The 17054-nt window shown below is 72.1% G+C and carries 18 protein-coding genes; 6 read left to right on the top strand and 12 right to left on the bottom strand.

What is annotated here, in order from left to right:
* Positions 1-8 precede the first annotated feature (8 nt).
* From OG226_RS44180 to OG226_RS44210, 7 genes are all read right to left on the bottom strand, one after another.
* On the bottom strand, positions 9-752 hold the full coding sequence (locus OG226_RS44180; protein ID WP_328685191.1) for a GntR family transcriptional regulator: 744 nt from the start codon (positions 750-752) through the stop codon (positions 9-11).
* A gap of 154 nt (positions 753-906) precedes the next feature.
* Positions 907-2073 carry a serine hydrolase domain-containing protein gene (locus OG226_RS44185; protein WP_329352262.1) on the bottom strand — a complete coding sequence of 389 codons (1167 nt, stop codon included), beginning with the start codon at positions 2071-2073 and terminating at the stop codon, positions 907-909.
* A 97-nt stretch (positions 2074-2170) separates the two neighbouring features.
* A complete protein-coding gene (locus OG226_RS44190) occupies positions 2171-2533 on the bottom strand; it encodes a YybH family protein (protein ID WP_329352263.1) in 363 nt (120 codons plus the stop codon).
* Positions 2534-2543: 10 nt separating this feature from the next.
* Positions 2544-3512, bottom strand: coding sequence for an acetylxylan esterase (locus tag OG226_RS44195; RefSeq protein ID WP_328685194.1), 969 nt, complete (start codon positions 3510-3512; stop codon positions 2544-2546).
* 420 nt (positions 3513-3932) lie between these two features.
* Positions 3933-4517: an Rv1733c family protein gene (locus OG226_RS44200; RefSeq protein ID WP_443044967.1), complete on the bottom strand. Its 585-nt coding sequence runs from the start codon at positions 4515-4517 to the stop codon at positions 3933-3935.
* Positions 4518-4708: 191 nt separating this feature from the next.
* Entirely contained in the window at positions 4709-5464 is a 756-nt protein-coding gene (locus tag OG226_RS44205; RefSeq protein ID WP_329352264.1) for a ferredoxin reductase, read from the bottom strand.
* Entirely contained in the window at positions 5457-6062 is a 606-nt protein-coding gene (locus OG226_RS44210; RefSeq protein ID WP_328685197.1) for a sulfite oxidase-like oxidoreductase, read from the bottom strand. The genes OG226_RS44205 and OG226_RS44210 overlap by 8 nt, the downstream gene beginning before the upstream one ends.
* 284 nt (positions 6063-6346) lie before the next feature.
* On the opposite strand from OG226_RS44210, the gene OG226_RS44215 reads away from it, so the two are divergent.
* Together OG226_RS44215 and OG226_RS44220 are read left to right on the top strand one after the other, a co-directional pair.
* Entirely contained in the window at positions 6347-7273 is a 927-nt protein-coding gene (locus OG226_RS44215) for an NADP-dependent oxidoreductase (RefSeq protein WP_329352265.1), read from the top strand.
* Positions 7270-7992, top strand: a complete 723-nt coding sequence (locus OG226_RS44220; RefSeq protein ID WP_329352266.1) for a GNAT family N-acetyltransferase — start codon at positions 7270-7272, stop codon at positions 7990-7992. The genes OG226_RS44215 and OG226_RS44220 overlap by 4 nt, the downstream gene beginning before the upstream one ends.
* A gap of 22 nt (positions 7993-8014) precedes the next feature.
* Here OG226_RS44220 and OG226_RS44225 read toward each other — a convergent pair whose 3' ends face one another.
* Positions 8015-8455 (bottom strand): MarR family winged helix-turn-helix transcriptional regulator, encoded by a 441-nt coding sequence (locus OG226_RS44225; protein ID WP_328685200.1) that lies wholly within the window; start codon positions 8453-8455, stop codon positions 8015-8017.
* Positions 8456-8703: 248 nt separating this feature from the next.
* Here OG226_RS44225 and OG226_RS44230 point away from each other — a divergent pair, with 248 nt between their 5' ends.
* Entirely contained in the window at positions 8704-9498 is a 795-nt protein-coding gene (locus tag OG226_RS44230) for a putative protein N(5)-glutamine methyltransferase (RefSeq protein ID WP_328685201.1), read from the top strand.
* 288 nt (positions 9499-9786) lie between these two features.
* Here the strand turns inward: OG226_RS44230 and OG226_RS44235 are convergent, their stop codons facing one another.
* Positions 9787-10509, bottom strand: coding sequence for a hypothetical protein (locus OG226_RS44235; RefSeq protein ID WP_329352267.1), 723 nt, complete (start codon positions 10507-10509; stop codon positions 9787-9789).
* A gap of 230 nt (positions 10510-10739) precedes the next feature.
* Here OG226_RS44235 and OG226_RS44240 point away from each other — a divergent pair, with 230 nt between their 5' ends.
* Positions 10740-12755 (top strand): NADPH-dependent 2,4-dienoyl-CoA reductase, encoded by a 2016-nt coding sequence (locus tag OG226_RS44240; protein ID WP_329352268.1) that lies wholly within the window; start codon positions 10740-10742, stop codon positions 12753-12755.
* A gap of 41 nt (positions 12756-12796) precedes the next feature.
* Entirely contained in the window at positions 12797-13333 is a 537-nt protein-coding gene (locus OG226_RS44245; RefSeq protein WP_329352269.1) for a PadR family transcriptional regulator, read from the top strand.
* 84 nt (positions 13334-13417) lie between these two features.
* Here OG226_RS44245 and OG226_RS44250 read toward each other — a convergent pair whose 3' ends face one another.
* The 3 genes from OG226_RS44250 to OG226_RS44260 all read right to left on the bottom strand — a co-directional run bounded on the left by OG226_RS44250 (position 13418) and on the right by OG226_RS44260 (position 15730).
* Positions 13418-13963, bottom strand: coding sequence for a hypothetical protein (locus tag OG226_RS44250; protein ID WP_328685205.1), 546 nt, complete (start codon positions 13961-13963; stop codon positions 13418-13420).
* 196 nt (positions 13964-14159) lie between these two features.
* A complete protein-coding gene (locus tag OG226_RS44255; RefSeq protein WP_329352270.1) occupies positions 14160-14495 on the bottom strand; it encodes a hypothetical protein in 336 nt (111 codons plus the stop codon).
* Between the two features lie 218 nt (positions 14496-14713).
* Positions 14714-15730 (bottom strand): fibronectin type III domain-containing protein, encoded by a 1017-nt coding sequence (locus OG226_RS44260; protein ID WP_329352271.1) that lies wholly within the window; start codon positions 15728-15730, stop codon positions 14714-14716.
* 581 nt (positions 15731-16311) lie between these two features.
* Between OG226_RS44260 and OG226_RS44265 the strand changes: the two genes are divergently transcribed.
* A complete protein-coding gene (locus OG226_RS44265; protein ID WP_328685208.1) occupies positions 16312-17043 on the top strand; it encodes a glycoside hydrolase family 75 protein in 732 nt (243 codons plus the stop codon).
* Positions 17044-17054 lie beyond the last annotated feature (11 nt).

Below are 17054 nucleotides of genomic sequence, written 5' to 3' on the forward strand. Positions count from 1 at the left end.
CCTTGGTGTCAGCCTGCGGCGGGCAGCGTGAACTCGTATATCAGGGCGTCCTGTTGGGCCTCCACCACCAGGTCGGTGATCTCCAGCGGGCGCGCGTACTGGTCGTGCACGCGGCGGGTCACCCGCACCGAGGGCGCGTTCGCGACCTGGGTGATGGCGTCGCGGTGGTGCAGGGTCAGGCCGGCCCGGCGCATCCAGTCGTAGGTGCGCCGGAGTTGGGCGGCGGCGGAGCCGTCCGCGCGGTCGCGGTAGCGGGCCAGTTCCTCCACCTCGGCCAGCGCCACCGCCGAGAAGGACGTGACGGCCGTACGCAGTCCGCTGCCGTCGGCCGCGGCGGACGCGTAGCGGTGCACCAGGGTCGGCCGGTGCGGGGCGATGCCCAGGGCCTCGGCGTGGTCCGGCGGGGGAGTCTCCCAGGCGACGGTGGCCCGGTCGAAGCCGGTGGGGTCCGTGCTGCGGGCGCCGACCGGGAAGGTGAGGGAGGAAGGGGTCTCGACGGGCTGTCCGGTCAGGGTGGCGTGGCTGCCGCGCCGGTCGGTGGCGACCAGGCCGTCCCTGCGCAGCACCTCCAGTGCCTGTCTTATGGTCTCCCGGCTGACCTGGAAGTGTTCGGCCAACTGCCGTTCGCCGGGCAGGCGTTCACCGGGCGGGATGGTGCCGTCGTGGAGTTCGCCGAGCAGTCGGGTGGCGACCCGTCCGTAGAGGGGCTGGTCGTCGGCGGTCGGGTGGTCGTGGGGGGTGGTGCGGGCCATGCCGCGCCTCCTGTTGGTGACAAGACTGATGGTAGAACCGGTAACAATTCGTAGCCGTGCGGGCTCGTTGCGCGACCAGATCTAGCATTGGTCTAAACCACCAGGGAAGAGCGGCAGGCCAGTTAGGCCGAAACCGACCCGCGCCGATCACCCCTCACAAGGCGTCGTACAGGGCGTCGATCAGGCCCATCTTCCGCGGGTCGTCCGCGATATGACGCCCCATCCGGTTCATCACATAGCCCATCGACACCCCCGCCTCCGGGTCGGCCAGACCGAAGGAGCCGCCGAACCCGTCATGTCCGAAAGCCTTCGGGTTGCGACCGTACGATCCGTTCGGGCCACTGAGCCACAGACCGAGCCCGATCTCCGTCTCGTGCGTGAAGCCGGCGCCGATCACCAGGTCACGGCAGCGGCCCTGCCCCTCGCGCACCCGCTCGACCGCCTCGGGGGACAGGACGCGGTGGCCGCCGTAGGACCCGCGCCCGGCGAAGACGCCGTAGAGCGCCGCCACGGCGCGGGCCGTGCCGTGGCCGTTCGCGGCGGGGATCTCCGCGGCGCGCCACTCCGGGGTGTTGGCCTCGGCCGCGCCCGCGACCGGGTTGGTCAGCGCGGCGATGGCCGCCGGCGCCAACTGGCTGAAGACCGCGGCCTGTTCACTCGCCGGTGGGGCGGGCGCATGCACCAGTTCGGCCGCCCGGCCGGCCTCCTTCTCCGGCAGTCCGATGGTGAAGTCGATCCCGAGCGGGCCGGTGACCTCGCGCTCCAGGAAGGCGCTCGGCAGCAACCCCGAGACACGGCGCACCACTTCACCGACGAGGAAGCCGTAGGTGAGCGCGTGGTACCCGGACTGCGTACCCGGCTCCCACCAGGGCTCCATCGCCGCGAGCCGCTCGGTGGTCAACTCCCAGTCGTAGAGCTGCGCGAGGGAGTGCGGCTCGCGCAGGCCGGCCAGTCCGGCGCGGTGGGAGAGCAGGTGCCGTACGAGGACGTTCTCCTTGCCGGCGGCGGCGAACTCCGGCCAGTACGTGGCCACCGGGGCGTCGAGGTCGAGCAGGCCGCGGTCGGCGAGGATGTGGGCGCACAGGGCCACCGGACCCTTCGTCGTCGACCACACGTTGACCACGGTGTCCCGTTCCCAGGCACGGGTCCGTGCCTCGTCGGCCCAGCCACCCCACAGGTCGACGACGGTCTCGCCGCCGACGGTGACGGTCAGCGCGGCGCCCAGTTCGTCGCGGTCCCGGAAGTTCTCCTCGAACGCCGTGCGCACCGCGGTGAAGCGGGGGTCGCAGTGGCCGTCGACGGCTGGCTGGTGCTCGGACATGGGGCCTCCGTGGTGTGCCGGACATCCGGGCCGCCACGCCGCGGCCCGGATCTCTGAACATACCGACTGGTCGGACTGACCGGAAGGCGCCGTACGCTCAGTTCAGGAACAAGGTGCCGGTCGGCTCCCGGTGGCCCGGCTCCGGGTGCCAGTAGTCGCGGGTCTCGGCCAGGGTGGACGGCTCGCCGTCCTCCTCGGTCAGCACCCTGAACTCGGCCACGGCGACACCCTGTTGACCGACGACGGGTGTCGAGAACCGCACATCGCCCACCCGCTCGGCCTCGAACGACCACCGGAGGCAGGCGGCCAACTCGGCCCGCCCCCGGCGCGGTTCGCGGAACGGCATCGAGCGGTGGACGCAGTCCTCGGCGTACAGCTCCGGCAGCGCATCCGCGTCGTGCTCGGCCCAGGCGCGCGCCCAGACCCGCACGAATCGTTCGGCGGCCTCGCCGGTGTTCATTCCGCGCCCCTCAGACGTACGACCGCAGCCAGTCCAGCTTCACGGCCTCCTGGTAAGGGCCGCCGCCCTCATGGTCGTTGAAGTCGTACACCTCGATCTTCTTGTCCTCGTGCGCCCACGCGTTGAACGCGGCGAACACCGTGGAGGGCGGGCAGGTCTGGTCCTCCAGGCCGGTCGAGAAGAGCGCGGGGGCGCGGCCCCGGGCCGCGAAGTGGACGCCGTCGAAGTACGAGAGCGTGCGCAGGACGTCCTCGGTGCGGCCGCGATGGGTCTTGAGGTAGTTGCCGATCTCCCGGTACGGGTCGCGGTCCGTCAGGGTCGCGGCGCGCGGGTAGTCGCACAGGAACGGCACGTCCGGCGCGATCCCGGCCAGGTCACCGACCAGTCCGCCGACGGCGATGGTGATGCCGCCGCCCTGACTCGTGCCGAGGGCCACCGTGCGCGTCGGATCGACCAGGGGGTGCGAACGGGCCGCCTCGACGGCTCGCACGCCGTCCGTGAACACCCGGCGGTAGTAGTAGTTCTCGGGGGCGTCGATGCCCCGGGTCATGAAGCCGGGGTACGCGGGCGCGCCGCCCACCGGGTCCGGGGTGCCACCGCCACCGCCCCACGCGCTGCCCTGCCCGCGCGTGTCCATGATGAAGTGCGCGCGGCCCGTCGACGCCCACAGCAGGTTCTCGTGCGGGAGGCCCCGCCCGCCGCCGTAACCCACGAACTCCACGACCAGGGGCAGGGGTTGGGCCGCGTCGGCGGGCAGTCGCAACCAGCCCTTCACCGGGTGACCGCCGAACCCGGCGAACGTCACGTCGTACACCTTCACCGTGGACAGTCCCGTGTCGACCGGTTCGAAGCGGGCGTCCAGATCGTGCTCGCGGGTCTCCTGGAGGGTCTTGGACCAGAAGGCGTCGAAGTCCTCGGGCGCGGCGGAATCGCTGCGGTACGCGCGGAGTTCGTCGAGCGGAAGGTCGAACAGGGCCATCGATGACCGCCTTTGCGACGTGTGAGTGCGGATGATCACACCGTACGTGTGACATCGGAGGACTCGCCAGGCTGATGGTCGGGTCACTGCGGTGGGTGCGGGAGGAGCCGAGCCCGAGGCGCTCACGACCGTCTCTGTCGCCGGGAGGCTGGTCACCCCGGGTCTGATCGACACGCCCCACCACATCTACCAGGGCCGGCCGGGTTGGGGGATGTGCTGCGGGACCACGGGCGGGTTGCGGTGGTGTGGCTCAACTGTCCTGCCGGAGCCGGAGCCGGAGCCGGTTGTCGAGGTGCCGGGCCGGTCGAGGTGATCGTGGGTGGTGTGCCACGACTGCGGCGCCCGTCGCGGCCCGTCGGACGTGACGCCCGTCTCCGTCACCTCCGGTTCATGACGCCCGCCTCCGTCGCTTCCGGTTCGTCACGCCCGCCGTCGAGTCCACTGCGGTTCCGTGAGCGCCCAGTCCCGTTCCCACTCGGCCAAGCGGTGTCGCAGGGAGACCCGTCGGGTCACCGCCCGTGCGAGAAGGGCCAGGCCGATCACGCCGGCCGCCGACCACACGCCGACGGTCACCGTGTGCTGCCAGACGGCCACTTCACCCGGGGGCGGGGCGACACTGTGGCCCTTGGCATCGAGCCATACGGCCACCACGTCACCGTGTCCCGTGTCCGCCGGGACCGCGACCGTGGCTGTACGCGCGCCCTTGCCCGGCTCGGTCCAGCGCACCGCCACCGGGAAGCTGCGCGGGCGGTCCCCCTCCACCGAGGGGAGCTGGGCGGGCGGGTTGCCGATCACCCTCGCCTGGACGCGATGGCGGTCGGCGCGCTGGGTCGCGGCGATGGTCCGGGCCTGGTCATGTGCCCACAGGCCCGCGGCGGCACCGGCCAGGGGCGCGCCGACGAACAGCAGGAGAGTGACGGCCAGCGCCGTCCACGCCTCCACGACATCCGACCGGCGCCGCAACGGATTCTGCCGTCGGCGTCGACTCCGTACCCGGGTCCGCATGTCGGTCTCCTCGCCGTCACCGGAGCCGAGGAACCGTAAGGCCGGAAGCCCTCTGTGGGGCCGGTCCGCCGCCGCCTCGACACCGCGCACGCATGCGAGCGTCCACACAGAAGTCGTACCCCCTCCGAGGTACTTCTCTCAACCGGAGCCGAGTGGATCGGCCGGGAAGCCGCGTGTCGCCTGGCCGAGCCTCAGCCGAACCGTTCGATACGGATGCGGTCCACCGGCTGGCCCGCCTCGACCAGCAGTCGCGAGGCGTGCTCGGCGAAGCCGTTGGAGCCGCACACATAGGCCTCCCACCCACCAGTGGGCTGCTCGGCCAGGAGGGGCGCCACATGTGCGGCGGCCATACGTCCCACCGACACACCCTCCGGCGCGCTGCGCGTGAACACGGCCGTGGTCTCGGCGCCGTACTCCCGCGCGTAGATCAACTCCTCGGGACTGCGCGCCGACACCACCAGCCGCAGCGGCACGGACAGGTCCCGCGCCCGGTGCTGCCGGAGCATCGACATCAGCGGTACGACCCCGGAACCGGCACCCAGCAGCAGTGCGGGCCGGTCGGCGGGCCAGGCGAAGAAGCCGCTCAGCGGGCCGCGCACCTCGACCTCGTCACCGGGCCTGGCCACCGTGTGGAACCAGCCCGACACCTCACCGCCCTCGACATGGTCCAGGGTCAGTTCCACATGCCCGGCGTCGTCCGGGTGCGAGGCGATCGAGTAGTGGCGCTGCGCCACATAGCCGTCCTCGGCGCGCAGCCGCAGCATCAGGTGCTGGCCGGGCAGATGTCCGGCCCAGCCGGGCACCGCGAACCGGAACGACGAGGCGTGCGGGGTCTCCCGGCGAATCTCGGTGAGCGTGGCGGTCTGCCACACGGCGGCGGCGCGGTTGCTCACGGCGATGCGTCCCGGCACCGCGAACCTGGTGGCGGGTGCGAAGGTGTCAGTCACCGGAGTACCGCTGTTCCTCCCAGGGGTTGCCCCGGGCGTGATAGCCGTTCTGCTCCCAGAAGCCCGGCTCGTCGTGGTCGAGGAGACGCAGGCCCGCGATCCACTTGGCGCTCTTCCAGAAGTACAGGTGCGGCACCAGCAGCCGGGCGGGGCCGCCGTGCTCGGCGGGCAGCGGCTTGCCGTCGTACTCCCACGCGATCCAGGCCCGGCCGCCGGTCACGTCTTCGAGCGGGAGGTTCGTGGTGTACCCGGTGTGCGAATACGCGACCACATGTGTGGCGGACACATGGGGCCGCACCACATCGAAGAACGCGTCCAGCGAGACGCCCCCGAACCGCACCCCGAACTTCGACCAGCTCGTCACACAGTGGATGTCACCCTCGTAGGCCGACGAGGGCAGCTCGTGCGCCTGCGTCCAGTTCCACGTGCGCGGCCGCTCCACGAGTCCGTCGACGCGGAACGTCCAGTCGGCCGGTGCGAGGTCGGGGGTGACCTCGGCGGACAGGACGGGCCAGTCGTCGCCCGCGTCGTACTGGCCGGGCGGCAGGCCGGCGTCGGGGACGCGGGGGCGTCCGGTGAAACCTCGGGTGACGTGCATACGGGTGGAGCCTCCAGGCCGCCGCGGCGCGGGTCCGCCGGGCGAGCGTGATCAGTGGTTTCTCGCTTCAACGGTACGCGTCCACGAGGTATGCCCAGGTCCGAGGGTGCCCGGCGATCGTTGCGGCCGTATGAACTCTCCGTGCGCCGGGGAATAGCCGCCCGGCGGTCGACCTTGGTCCTCAATGCGGCTTGAGTGCGGAGAACGGTGGTCGTGCCTCGGCTGTGCGGCTGTTGTCGTGACCACAGGTGATCCGGTGACTGCGAAGGAGAGTGAGGGAACAGATGCCGAAGGCGTACGTCTTCACGCGTTACGGGGGACCCGAGACCGAGGTACTCGTCGAGGTCGACCGGCCCAGCCCCGGTCCGGGTGAGGTCCTCGTCGCGGTGCGCGCGGCCGGGGTGAACCCCGTCGACTGGAAGCAGCGCACCGGCTACCGGCGGCCCGGCGAGACCGGCTCACGCGCGTTCCCCGCAGTCTTTGGCCAGGAGGTCTCCGGAGTCGTACGGGAGATCGGTGCCGGAGTCGACGGATTCGCTGTCGGCGACGAGGTGTTCGGCAGCACCGTGGCCGGCGGATACGCCGAGTACGCGCTGCTGCCCGCCACGGTCACCGCGCACAAGCCCGCCGAACTGTCCTTCACGGACGCCGCCACCCTGCCCGTCGCCGCGGCGACCGCCTACGACGGCATCCGCCAGCTCGACCTGCCCGCCGGGGCCACCATCCTCGTCACCGGCGCGGGCGGCGGCGTCGGCTCGGCGGCCCTGCAGATCGCCCGCGCGCTGGGACTGCGCGCCGTGGGCGTGGCGAGCGAGGGCAAGAAGGACTTCGTGGAGTCGCTGGGCGCGGCCCACGTCCCCTCCGGACCGGACCTGGCCGCGCGCGTACGGGCCGTCGCGCCGGACGGTGTCGACGGTGCCTACGACCTCGTCGGCGGCGAGGTGCTCGCCGAGGCGGCCACGCTCCTCACCGACCCCGCGAAGCTGATCACCGCCGGGGCGCCCGCCCCCGAGGTCGAGAAGCTCGGCGGCGCCCGTGTCGAACGCGCCCGCAACTCCGCCGTCCTCGACGCGCTCGTGCAGCTCGTACTCGCGGGCCAACTGGACCCGCACGTGACCCGGACCTTCCCGCTCGACCGGGCCGGCGAGGCACTGAGCACCGTCGAGGCCGGTCACGCCCGCGGCAAGATCGTGATCGAGGTCGCCGTATGAGCACGTCCGACGAACGCGTCCTCGACAACCCGGCCCGCGCCGCCCTCACCGGCCCGCACGCCCACTTCGCCGAGCGGCGCGGACGGGTGCTGCGCTACCCGGTCGACGTGACCCCGTGGCTGGCCCTGCCCGACGAGCCCGACGCCGACGACTGGGCGGACGTCGCCGCGATGTCCGGGCCGGGCGCCGAGATCCCGCTCCTCGGGTTCCGGGACCGGGTGCCGGACGACTGGGAGATCACCTTCCACATCGACGGCGTGCAGATGGTGGACGACGGGCTGGCCGCCGCACCGGAGCCGGAGGCGATCGTCCTCGGCCCGGCCGACGTCCCCGAGATGCTCGACCTCGTGGAACGGACCAAGCCCGGCCCCTTCCTGCCCCGCACCATCGAACTCGGCACCTACCTGGGCATCCGCCGCAACGGCGCCCTCGTTGCCATGGCCGGCGAGCGCCTCCACCCGCCCGGCTGGACCGAGATCAGCGCGGTCTGCACCGACCCCGCCGCGCGCGGCGAGGGCCTCGCGAGCCGCCTGATCCTGGCCGTCGCGCACGGCATCCGCGAACGCGGCGAGACCCCGTTTCTGCACACCGGCGCGGGCAACACCACCGCCATACGGCTGTATGAGTCGCTGGGCTTCCGGCTGCGCCTCAACACCGCGTTCCTCGCGGCACGGGCGCCCGAGCACCTGACGCAGCCGCGGTCCGTGGGAGTGTCGTAGAGCCGAAGGGACCGGTGGCAGCTCAGCCGCCGTCCTCGGTTTCGCCCGGCCACGCGTTGTAGCGCTCCAGATAGCCGGCGAACCGGGTCAGGTCCTCCTCGGGCCAGTCCGCGAGCCGCTCACGGAAGGCGGCCTGGCGGTTCTCGGTGACCTGGGCGAGGATCCGGCGGCCGGCGGGGGTGAGGTGCAGGGCCTGGACGCGGTGGTCCTCGGGGTCGGGGCGGCGCTCGATGAGGTCGGCGCGTTCCAGGGCGGCGACCTGGCGGCTGACGGTGGACTTGTCGAGGGCGTAGTGCGCGGCGAGGTCGGTGGCGCGGCAGCCGCCCTGCTCCTCCAGGTGGCTGAGGAGGGTGTACGACACCAGCGACAGCTCGGGATGGAGGCGGCCCGCCGAGGCCCGGGCGCGCCGGGCGAAGATCGTCATCTCGCGCTGGATGGTCTCCACGGCCCGGTCCGCTCGCACTGGAATCTCCCTCGTTCACCTGCTTGTTGCAGAGTACAACTCAGGGCGGGACTCGGCCCCTCGCGGGCCCGGTGGTTGGGGTACTGTGCTCCTCGGTCGCGGACGGTCGCGGCCCTGAACTCCGGGGAGGTGAGACCCATTACCGCTGTGTCAGGTCGGGTGCTCTCACCTCAGGACAACGCGGATCACCGCCGCTAGGTGACCGCGAGAGCACCCTTCGGTTACCGCCCGAAAGGCTCTCGGCTTTCATGCCCCCTCTTTCCCCCGCCTCCGTCGTCACCGCGCTCCGCGCCGCGGGCTGTGTCTTCGCCGAGGACGAGGCGCGACTGATCCTCTCCGCCGCGCGCACCCCGGACGAACTCGCCGCGATGGTGGACCGCCGGGTCGCGGGCCTGCCCCTCGAACACGTCGTGGGCTGGGCCGAGTTCAGCGGCCTGCGCATCACCGTGGAACCCGGCGTCTTCGTGCCCCGCCGCCGCACCGAGTTCCTCGTCGAACAGGCCCTCGCGCACGCCCCGGACGCGTCCGTCGTCGTGGACCTGTGCTGCGGCTCCGGCGCGGTGGGCGCGGCCATCGCCGCAGCGCTCGGCCGGGTCGAACTGCACGCCGCCGACATCGACCCCGCCGCCGTGTGCTGCGCCCGCCGCAATGTCGCTTCCTACGGCGGCCAGGTCCACGAGGGCGACCTCTTCACGGCGCTGCCCGACGCATTGCGTGGCCGCGTCGACATCCTCGCGGCCAACGTGCCGTACGTCCCCACCGGCGAGGTCGGTCTCCTGCCGGCCGAAGCCCGCGAGCACGAACCCCTGGTCGCCCTCGACGGCGGCACGGACGGCCTCGCCATACTCCGCGAGGTCGCCACGGGGGCACCCGACTGGCTGGCCCCCGGCGGTTGCCTCCTCGTCGAGACGAGTGAACGTCAACTCCCGGCGGCGGTCGAGGCGTTCACGCGTGCTGGGTTGGAGACGCGGTCGGCGTACTCGGAGGAGTTGTACGCGAATGTTGTGATCGGGGTCGGGGTGGCGGGGGCGGTCGGGATGTAGCGCGCGAATGTCGGAGGGGCGGCTGGGCGCGGGGGCCGGGATGCTGTCGGGCGGGCTGGGGGAGGTGTTTGGGCCCTTGCGGTCCTAGGTGCCTGTGAGGGGCCGGTCCGTGGTGCGCGTGCTGGTTGGGTCGTAGTGCCGCTGCCGGCCGGGCTGGGCGTGGCGCTCGGGGCGTGGCCACCGTGTCCCCAGGGGCCGGGGTCGCGAGCGCCTGGCTCATCTCGTCCCTCGCCCGGGCCTTGTGGTCGAAGGTGTCCGCGAAGGCCCGGTTGGCGGTGCGGGTGCCGGCTAGGTCGTGGCGTCGCTGCCGGAAGGGCTCGGCATGGCGCTCGGCCCGTGGTTGCCGTGTCCCCAGGGGCCGGGGCCTCGGCCGTTCGGGCCTCCTCGTCCGTCACCGGGGCCCTTGTGGTCGAAGGTGCCTGTGAAGGCTCGGTCGGCTGTGCGGGTGCCGGTGTTGGAGCGGGTGCCGGTGAGGGAGGTCGTGTCGCCCTTCTTGAGGGCGGCGGTGCCCTGGGGGGTGGCGTCGGCGCCCACGGTCCAGGTCCAGGACGTGCCGTCGTCGCTCTTGACGGTGACCTGGTCGCCGTCGACCTTCGTGACCGTTCCGCGCTGCCAGATCCGTACGACCCACTTGCCGGTGGCGTCGTCCTTGACCGTTGCCTCGCCGTGCACGGCCGCGCCGCCGAGGCCGAAGCCGCCTCCGTGCCGGAAGCCGGGCCCGCCGGGCGACGGTGTTCCCGACGGGGAGCCCGCGGCGGCGGGTACGGCGGCGCTGCCCGTACCCCCTGATGTCGCCGCGTAGGCGACCGTTCCGCCGAGCGCCAGCACGCCTACGGTGGCCACGGCGATCACCGCCCGGGAACGCCTCGACCGCTGCCGCCACAACCGGTCGAGACCGCCGTCGCGTTCAGGTCCGCCGGGGCCCGTGAGCACCTCCCACTCGGGCGCGTGGCCGGGCATCGGAGGTACCGCCGCGCTGTCGCCGGCTTCGTGCTCAGGATCGTGCGTCACGGCTCGCTCCCTAGGCCACGCGCGCGGCATCCCACCGGCACGCCTGCCTGTGATTCTCCGGGGTGGGCGATAAAGAAGCGGTAATGAATCCCTGTGAATCGGGAGCAGGGTGACTCGCCGTGGCCCACCCCATGACCCACCCCATGACCCATCCCCGATTATGCAACTAGTTGCATAAAGGCCTCCCCGTCCTCTACAAAAGAGGCACGACACCGCGCACGGAGGCCCCGATGAGTCGTTACCCGCACCTGCTGAACCCGCTCGACCTGGGCTTCACCACGCTGCCCAACCGGGTCCTCATGGGCTCCATGCACATAGGCCTGGAGGAAGCCGAGCGCGGTTTCGAGCGCATGGCGGAGTTCTACGCGGCACGCGCGCGTGGCGGGGTCGGCCTGATCGTCACCGGTGGCATCGCGCCCAACGAGGCCGGCCGGCCCTACGAGGGCGGCGCCAAGCTGACCACCGACGCCGAGGCCGCGCAGCACAGCGAGATCACCGCCGCCGTGCACCGCGAGGGCGGGCGGATCGCGATGCAGATCCTGCACTTCGGGCGGTACGCCTACCACCAGGACCTCGTCGCGCCGAGCGCCGTCCAGGCACCGATCAGCCCGTTCCCGCCCCGCGCGCTCACCGACGACGAGGTCGAGCAGACCGTCGAGGACTACGCCCGCGCGGCCCGCCTCGCCCGGCAGGCCGGATACGACGGCGTCGAGATCATGGGCTCCGAGGGCTACCTCATCAACGAGTTCATCGCCGCCCAGACCAACCACCGCGACGACCGCTGGGGCGGCTCCTACGAGAACCGGACGCGCTTCCCCGTCGAGATCGTGCGCCGGGTCCGCGAGGCGGTCGGCGAGGACTTCATCATCGTCTACCGGCTGTCGATGCTGGACCTCGTGCCGGGCGGCTCGACGCTCGACGAAGTCATCAGTCTCGCCAAGGCGGTTGAGGCCGCCGGGGCGACCATCATCAACACCGGCATCGGCTGGCACGAGGCCCGTATCCCGACCATCGCGACCTCGGTGCCGCGCGGGGCGTACACCTGGGTCACCAAGAAACTGATGGGCGCGGTCTCGATCCCGCTCGTCACCACCAACCGCATCAACACCCCTGAACTGGCGGAGCAGTTGCTCGCCGACGGGTACGCCGACATGGTGTCGATGGCCCGCCCGATGCTCGCCGACCCGGACTTCGTCGCCAAGGCCGCGGCCGACCGTTCCGACGCCATCAACACCTGCATCGGCTGCAACCAGGCCTGCCTCGACCACACCTTCAGCGGCAAGATCACCTCCTGCCTGGTCAACCCGCGCGCCTGCCACGAGACCGAACTCGTCCTCGCCCCAACCCGGTTGCGCAAACGCGTCGCGGTGGTCGGTGCGGGTCCGGCGGGACTGGCGTGCGCGGTCTCCGCTGCCGAGCGCGGCCACCAAGTGACGTTGTACGACGCCGCGAGCGAGATCGGCGGACAGCTCAACGTCGCCCGACAGGTCCCCGGCAAGCAGGAGTTCGACGAGACGCTGCGCTACTTCCGCACGCAACTCGACGGGCACGGAGTGGCCGTACGCCTCAACACCCGTGTGGTGTCAGGCGACTTGGCGGACTACGACGAGATCGTCGTCGCCACCGGCGTCACCCCGCGCACCCCCGACATCCCCGGCGTCGACCACCCCAGCGTCGTCGGCTACCTCGACGTCCTGCGCGACCGCGTCCCCGTCGGCGACCGCGTCGCGATCCTCGGCGCGGGCGGCATCGGCTTCGACGTCGCCGAGTTCCTCACCGACGGCGGCGACAAGGCGAGCGAGGACCCGGCGACGTACTTCCGCGCCTGGGGCGTCGACATGGACTACGCGGCACCCGGCGGCCTCACCGCACCCGAGCGGCCCGCGCCGCCGCGCAGCGTCCACCTCCTCCAGCGCAAGGCGACCAAGGTCGGCGCCGGTCTCGGCAAGACCACGGGCTGGATCCACCGCACCGAACTCAAACACAGGGGCGTCACCATGGTCCCGGGCGTCCAGTACGACCTGATCGACGACGCCGGACTGCACGTCACCGTCGACGGCCGCTCCACGGTTCTGGAGGTCGACACGGTCGTCCTGTGCACCGGCCAGGACCCGCGCCGCGACCTCTACGACGAACTGAGTGCCGCCGGCCGCAGCGTGCACCTCATCGGCGGTGCCGACGTCGCCGCCGAACTCGACGCCAAGCGCGCCATCAAGCAGGGCACCGAGGTCGCGGCCGCCCTCTGAGGCCCGTCCCCAGGACCGAGGCCCGTCCCTAGGATGACCCCATGTCACTCCCGCACGCGATCCTCACCGCCCTTCTGGAGAAGCCGTCCTCGGGTCTTGACCTGACCCGGCGCTTCGACCGGTCGATCGGTTACTTCTGGTCGGCGACGCACCAGCAGATCTATCGCGAGCTGGGAAGACTGGAGGCCGAGGGCCAGATCAGGGCACTCGCGACCGAGCAGCCGGCCCGCGGCCAGAAGAAGCGCTACGAGGTCCTGCCCGCGGGCCGCGCCGAACTGGCCCGCTGGACCGCGACCTCCCAGGACCCCAAGCCGCTGCGCGACACGATGCTGCTGCGGCTGCGGGCCGCGGCGGTGGTCGGCACGGACGGCATCGAAACCGACCTGCGCCACCATCTCGCCCTGCACCAGCGGCAGTTGACGGAGTACGAGGAGATCGAGAAGCGCGACTTCCCGCCCGGGCGGGACAGCCCTCAGGACCGGCTCCAGCACCTCGTGCTGCGCGCCGGCATCGACCTGGAGACCTTCTGGACGCAGTGGCTCACCCACGCGATCGAGGAGTTCGCCGAGCTGCCGTAGCGCGTGGGGGCAGTGGTGGCCGTAGGACATGGAGGAGGGGCCGCCGGTCGCCGGGCGGCCCCTCGTGGTCGTGGTCGTGGACGGTCAGAGGCGGTACGGCTTCGCGCGCCTGCGCAGGAACCAGGCCGTCGCGATGACGCCGACGCCGACCAGGCCCCCGCCCGCCGCCAGGGTGAGCGGGCCGTAGTCCTTGGTAGCCCCGCCGAGGCCGCCCATGACGCCGCGCGTGGGTGAGGCAGTGGCGGAGACCGTGGGGGTCGTGGACCTGGACACGATCACGGACTGGGTGCCCGCGGGCGTGCTGGCGTTCTGGCACATGACGATGATCGTGTAGGTGCCCGGGGTGACGTTCGTCCAGGCCGTGGACTGGCTGACGGTCGTCCCCGCCAGGGTCGCCTTGCGGCCCTCGGCGAAGCTCCCCTGGCTGCTGGTGAGGAGTGAACCGGTGCCCCAGACGCCGGTGGTGCGGTTCTGGGAGCACGCGCTGGTCGTGACCGAGACCGTGGTTCCGGTCGTGCTCACGGAGATCCCCGACGCCGCGCCGGCGGTTCCGGCGGTCAGGGCGAGGGGAAGAGCGGCGGCGGCTGTCACGGTCAGGCCGGAGCGGAGTAGTAGCTGAGAAGTGCGCATGGGACTGCCCTCCGGCGGCACGGTTGGCGGAACATCCCTTGCGCCGCCGGGATCGGGAAACGGCCGTGCTGCCTCCAAGGAAGCCAACGCGTTCCCGGCCCGTCCCGCATGCGGACGGGGACCGGGCAGGTGACGGATTCCTTCGTCCGGCTCAGGGGTGATGCGCGGTCAGGGGCGCGGGCGGGGTCACATGGGTTCACCTGGTGGGTGCCGCGGGGAGTGGTCGCTCCCGTACGAGGGTGACGTGCGGGTTGTCGGGGGAGACGGGGTGCCGGGTGGGGTGCGAGGTGGTGAGCGGCGGGTCCTCGGGCGTCGGCAGGGGTAGGGACAGGGGCAGTGGCACCAGCGCGCCGGACGCCGGCTCGGCCAGGTGGAGATGGCGGGGGAGGACGGTGGTCCTGGCTCCGGTCACGACCGTCGCCGGTACCCCGCGCAGGTCGGGCACGGCGATCGAGGTCTGCCCGCCGAGCCGGGCACCGAAGGCGCGCCGCCAGTAGCGGCACGCGATCGGCGGATCCTCCGCGTACGACACGAGGGGCACCCCTGTGTGGCGCGGTGAGTCCCTCGGCCCCGACGCGCTCCGTCCACACGGGCGAGGCGACCCGCGCGAACTCCTCGTCCGCCGACGGCTCCCAGGTCGACGCCCGCCCGTCGCACCCCCTCCCCGGCCAGCGGTGCGGTGGCTGCCGGGGCGTGATGCGGCGGGCCATGGGAGTTCCCCTGGTCCATGAGCCGGATCCCACGGTTCACCTACGGCCCCGCACCGCCCGTCGTTACCGTCCGCTCCGCCGAGAACCCGCCCCACGTACCGTCCGGCAACCGCGCCCTGAGCCGTACCCGATGGCTGATCCCGGCATCCCGGCCCGCGTAGAAGCTGTACTTCGCGTGATCGCGGGGCGGGGTTCCGCCCCAGACCAGCGAGGTGGCCGGTTGTCCGTCGAGTTGGATCTGGTACTCCGTGACCACCCCGTCCGTGCGCGGCGGTACCCAGGACAGGTCGATGTAGTACGCCCCGTCGTCACCCCGGTGCGTGGTCGCGCGGAATTCCGTGGGGGCGGTGCCGCTCCCGTCGTCGTTGCCGGGTGCGGTGGTGAGCGGGACGGCCGTGCTCGCCGGCGAGAGATTGTCGGCGGCGTCCCGGGCCCGCACGGTGAAGGAGTAACGCGTGCTCGGCCGTAGCCCCGTGACCACGGTCGCGGTCTGCGCTCCGCCCCCACTGTGGATCTTCGCCCCGCCCTGATAGATGTCGTACGACACCACACCCCGGTTGTCCGTCGAGCCACCCCAGGACAGTTGGACGGCTCGGCTGCCGATGACGCGGCCCTGCGGGGCGCTTGGACGGGTGGGTGCCGAGTGGTCGGCCGCGACGGCGACCGGTGTCCGCGCTTGGACCGTCCGGCTGCGCGGTCCGAGGCGGCCGTCGGTGTCCCGGGCCCGCACGGTGAAGGAGTACAGGGTGGCGGGCCTGAGCCTGGTGACATCCACCATGTGCTCGGAACCCGCTACTTCCTTCACTTTCGTGGTGCCCCGATATATCTCGTAGGTGCCGATGCCTGGGTCCGCCGTCACCGCGTCCCACATGACGTGCACGGTGGTCGCGCTTCCGGCCGCGGCCGTTACTCCCGCCGGGGCGCCGGGGGCGTGGCCGTCCTCCTCGTCGGTCATGCCGCAGGACGCGAGCAGCAGGAGCGCGGCGCACACCAGGGCCGTACGGGGGAGAGCGAGGGCGGCACGGAGGAGGGCGGGGGTGGCACGGACGCGTCGCACGTTTCTGCCTCCCGGCATTGCGCGGGCACCACACGACGGAAAAGGTCCGGACCAATATGACCCGGGTGGTGCGGTCGCATCAAGAGGGGCGCCGTTGCCGACCGGTCGCGAGGGTTACGTATGCTGAAGCCTCACGGCTGAACTCGCCCCCGGGAGAGGGCAGTTCATGCCGGTGGCGCGGACCGCTGTCGTCGCTGATCCCGCGCCGGCGCGGGCGGCCGGGTGACCGGAGCCGATACGGGCTCGGGTCCCCGGCCCCCGTCTGGAGTGACGCGGGCTCACGGTCCCAGCTCCGGTTGGGAGCGACGCAGGTTCAGGATCTCGGATTCCGTCGGGAATGACGCGGGCTCAGGGTCCCGGCTTCCGTCGGGAGTGACGTCGGCTCAGAGGCTCGGCTCCGGTCCGGAGTGACGCGGATGCAGGACCCCGATCTCCGCTGGGAATGACGCGGGCTCAGGGGTCGTACCCCCTTCGGGAGTTCCGGCGTGCACCGTCCGGCCCCCTACCGGTGGCCGCCCGATCGGACCGGTACCAGGGTGGGCTGAGTGTCCGTCAGATCCCCCAGGAGAGGGTCCTCTATCGTGCGTGTCCAGTCGCTGACGCTGGCCGCGGCCGGCGCCGCCCTGCTCGCCCCGACTACGCTGCCCGCCACCGCCACCGCCCCTGTCGCGTTCGTCCGGCCTCAGGCGGGGCCGACGGCGCTGCGCGAGGGTGACGTCCGCGCCGCCGATCTGCTGGCCAAGGTGCGTGACTGCGCGCCCGTCTCGCGCGGCCGGTACCGCAGTGACGACGGGGAGCGCGCGACGATCCCGGTCTGCGGCACCAAGGAGGCCGTCTACTGGAAGGCCGACCTGGACATCGACTGCGACGGCCAGGCCGGCGCCCGCTGCAACGCGCGCACCGACCCGCTCTTCTCCTCCATGACGGCCTTCCAACAGTCCGACGGCCGCTATCTCAACGCCGAACAGCTCCCCTACATTGTGGTCCCTGCCGCGAGCACCCTCTGGAACCACCGGGACCACGGCATCGGCGGCGGCTCGGTCGCCGCCGTCGTCTACCGGGACCGGGTGCAGTACGCCGTCGTAGGAGACGTCGGTCCGCACGACATCATCGGCGAGGCGTCGTACGCCACCGCCAAGGGCCTGGGCATCCGCACGGATCCGCGCGGCGGCGGGACGGACGCCGGCGTCACCTACATCGTGTTCAAGGACTCGAAGGTGAAGCCCATCGAAGACCACGCGGCGGCCGTGGAGACGGGGCAGCGGCTGGCGAGGCTGTTCGTGCAGGGCGCTGCCGAGCAGCCAGGGTCGTAGGGCACCGCCTG

This window comes from Streptomyces sp. NBC_01261, assembly GCF_036226385.1.
Taxonomy (GTDB): Bacteria; Actinomycetota; Actinomycetes; order Streptomycetales; family Streptomycetaceae; genus Streptomyces.

What these genes read in the sequence shown, in the direction of transcription:
- OG226_RS44195 (WP_328685194.1), bottom strand. Translation starts at nt 3,512, where the DNA reads ATGGCCCTGTTCGACCTTCCGCTCGACGAACTCCGCGCGTACCGCAGC.
- OG226_RS44200 (WP_443044967.1), bottom strand. Translation starts at nt 4,517, where the DNA reads ATGCGGACCCGGGTACGGAGTCGACGCCGACGGCAGAATCCGTTGCGG.
- OG226_RS44215 (WP_329352265.1), top strand. Translation starts at nt 6,347, where the DNA reads ATGCCGAAGGCGTACGTCTTCACGCGTTACGGGGGACCCGAGACCGAG.
- OG226_RS44230 (WP_328685201.1), top strand. Translation starts at nt 8,704, where the DNA reads ATGCCCCCTCTTTCCCCCGCCTCCGTCGTCACCGCGCTCCGCGCCGCG.
- OG226_RS44185 (WP_329352262.1), bottom strand. Translation starts at nt 2,073, where the DNA reads ATGTCCGAGCACCAGCCAGCCGTCGACGGCCACTGCGACCCCCGCTTC.
- OG226_RS44245 (WP_329352269.1), top strand. Translation starts at nt 12,797, where the DNA reads ATGTCACTCCCGCACGCGATCCTCACCGCCCTTCTGGAGAAGCCGTCC.
- OG226_RS44210 (WP_328685197.1), bottom strand. Translation starts at nt 6,062, where the DNA reads ATGCACGTCACCCGAGGTTTCACCGGACGCCCCCGCGTCCCCGACGCC.
- OG226_RS44220 (WP_329352266.1), top strand. Translation starts at nt 7,270, where the DNA reads ATGAGCACGTCCGACGAACGCGTCCTCGACAACCCGGCCCGCGCCGCC.
- OG226_RS44180 (WP_328685191.1), bottom strand. Translation starts at nt 752, where the DNA reads ATGGCCCGCACCACCCCCCACGACCACCCGACCGCCGACGACCAGCCC.
- OG226_RS44190 (WP_329352263.1), bottom strand. Translation starts at nt 2,533, where the DNA reads ATGAACACCGGCGAGGCCGCCGAACGATTCGTGCGGGTCTGGGCGCGC.
- OG226_RS44250 (WP_328685205.1), bottom strand. Translation starts at nt 13,963, where the DNA reads ATGCGCACTTCTCAGCTACTACTCCGCTCCGGCCTGACCGTGACAGCC.
- OG226_RS44240 (WP_329352268.1), top strand. Translation starts at nt 10,740, where the DNA reads ATGAGTCGTTACCCGCACCTGCTGAACCCGCTCGACCTGGGCTTCACC.